The 2,533-nt window shown below is 47.1% G+C and carries 1 protein-coding gene; it reads right to left on the bottom strand.

The genetic code is table 11. The features are described 5' to 3' along the window. On the bottom strand, positions 1-2,533 hold a 2,533-nt coding region (locus tag ACO0K2_RS19650; RefSeq protein WP_423021753.1), incomplete at both ends, for a beta strand repeat-containing protein.

Below are 2,533 nucleotides of genomic sequence, written 5' to 3' on the forward strand. Positions count from 1 at the left end.
GACCTGACGATAAGTTCGTTGTGCTGTCGTAGGTCTTGGTGGCATTGATTGTCGCCGTAGCTTGATTAATCGTTACGCTGTTGGCACTGGAGTTGGTGGTTAAACTAGGTAAAACATAGTTTGATGCGAGGCCAGTTCCGTTGGTCAATCCTGTGATGCCGCTCACATAGTTACTGCCGTTAGCGAAAACGTTGGCATTGTTTGCTACTGCCGTTCCTGTGTAATTCAGTTTTTGGCCATTGACCCCAGTGACGCTAATCTGACCTGCATTTAAATTGGTTGTACTGTCATAGGTCTTTGTGGCATTGATCGTTGCGATCGCACGATCAATGTTCAGCGTACCGTTGGTGAAGATAATATTGCTGTAGTTGCTGTTGCTACCGCTGACGGTGTTTGTGTAGCTACCAGCATTTGTACCTATTGCACCGCTAGCAGTAAAGCCACTGATATTGGCCGCTGTATCTGTTCCCACTAAGCCGGTCGCTGTAAATCCTCCGATGCTTTGTTGATTGCCGTTGTAAGTACCGCTTTGGCTATTACCGATAATATTAACTGCGGTAGTGACAGCGCTGATCGTCGCTTTGTTATTCAGTGACTGCACTGATAGGCTAGGCAGGATGTAATTGGAAGCCAAACCAGTACCATCAGCTAAGCCCGTAATGCCACTGACATAGTTACTGCCGTTGGCGGCAACGTTAGCATTATTTGCTGATGCCGTTCCTGAGTAGTTCAGCGTTTGTCCATTGATGCCGGTAATGTTGACCTGACCTGACGATAAGCTCGTTGTACTGTCATATGTCTTTGTCGCATTAATTGTTGCAATTGCACGATCAATGTTGAGCGAACCATTCGTGAAGATGATATTGCTGTAGTTGCTGTTGCTACCACTGACGATGTTTGTGTAGCTACCAGCATTCGTACCTATTGCACCGCTAGCAGTGATGCCGCTGATGTTGGCCGCTGTATCAGAACCGACGAGTCCTGTGGCGGTGAAGCCGCCCACGCTTTGTTGATTACCGTTGTAAGTACCACTTTGACTGTTACCGATAATGTTGACGGCGGTAGTGACAGCGTTGATCGTTACTTTGTTATTTAACGATGCACTGCTTAACGAGGGCAATACATAGTTCGACGCCAAACCAGTGCCATCAGCTAAACCAGTAATGCCACTGACATAGTTACTGCCGTTAGCAGCGACATTGGCATTGTTTGCTGATGCCGTTCCTGTGTAGTTCAGTGTTTGGCCATTAACGCCGGTAATGTTGACCTGACCTGACGATAAGCTCGTTGTACTGTCATATGTCTTTGTCGCATTAATTGTTGCAATTGCACGATCAATGTTCAGCGTGCCATTCGTGAAAATGATATTACTGTAGTTGCTGTTGCTACCGCTGACGCTGTTTGTGTAGCTACCAGCATTCGCTCCTATTGCACCGCTAGCAGTGATGCCACTGATGTTGGCCGCTGTATCCGTTCCCACTAAGCCAGTTGCAGTAAATCCGCTAACACTTTGTTGATTACCGTTGTAGGTACCACTTTGGCTGTTACCGATAATGTTGACCGCGGTAGTGACAGCATTGATCGTTGCTTTGTTATTCAGCGACTGAACTGATAGGCTAGGCAGGATGTAATTGGAAGCCAAACCAGTACCATCAGTTAAACCTGTGATGCCACTGACATAGTTACTGCCGTTAGCAGCGACGTTGGCATTGTTTGCTGATGCCGTTCCTGTGTAATTCAGTGTTTGGCCATTGACCCCGGTAATGTTGACCTGACCTGACGTTAAGCTCGTTGTACTATCGTAGGTCTTGGTGGCACTGATCGTTGCGATTGCACAATCAATGTTCAGTGTGCCGTTGGTGAAGATGATATTGCTATAGTTGCTGTTGCTACCACTAACTGTATTGGTGTAGGTGCCAGCGTTGGTTCCTATTGCGCCGCTAGCAGTGATGCCACTGACGTTGGCTGCTGTATCCGTTCCAACTAAGCCAGTTGCAGTAAATCCGCTAACGTTTTGTTGATTGCCATTGTAGGTACCACTTTGGCTGTTACCGATAATGTTGACTGCGGTAGTGACAGCGTTGATCGTTGCTTTGTTATTGAACGATGCACTGCTTAACGAGGGTAATACATAGTTAGACGCTAAACCAGTGCCGTCGCTTAAACCAGTAATGCCACTGACATAGTTACTTCCATTGGCGGCAACGTTAGCATTGTTTGCTACTGCCGTTCCTGTGTAATTCAGTGTTTGACCATTGACCCCAGTGACGCTAATCTGACCTGCATTTAAATTGGTTGTACTGTCATAGGTCTTTGTCGCATTGATCGTTGCGATTGCACGATCGATGTTGAGCGAACCATTCGTGAAGATGATATTGCTATAGTTGCTGTTGCTACCGCTGACTATGTTGGTATAGGTGCCAGCATTAGTACCTATCGCACCACTAGCGGTAAAGCCGCTGATGTTGGCCGCTGTATCAGAACCGACGAGTCCTGTGGCGGTGAAGCCGCTAACACTTTGCTGATTGCCGTT

Origin of the sequence: Undibacterium sp. MH2W (genome assembly GCF_049340215.1) — a bacterium.
Lineage (GTDB): Bacteria > Pseudomonadota > Gammaproteobacteria > Burkholderiales > Burkholderiaceae_D > Undibacterium.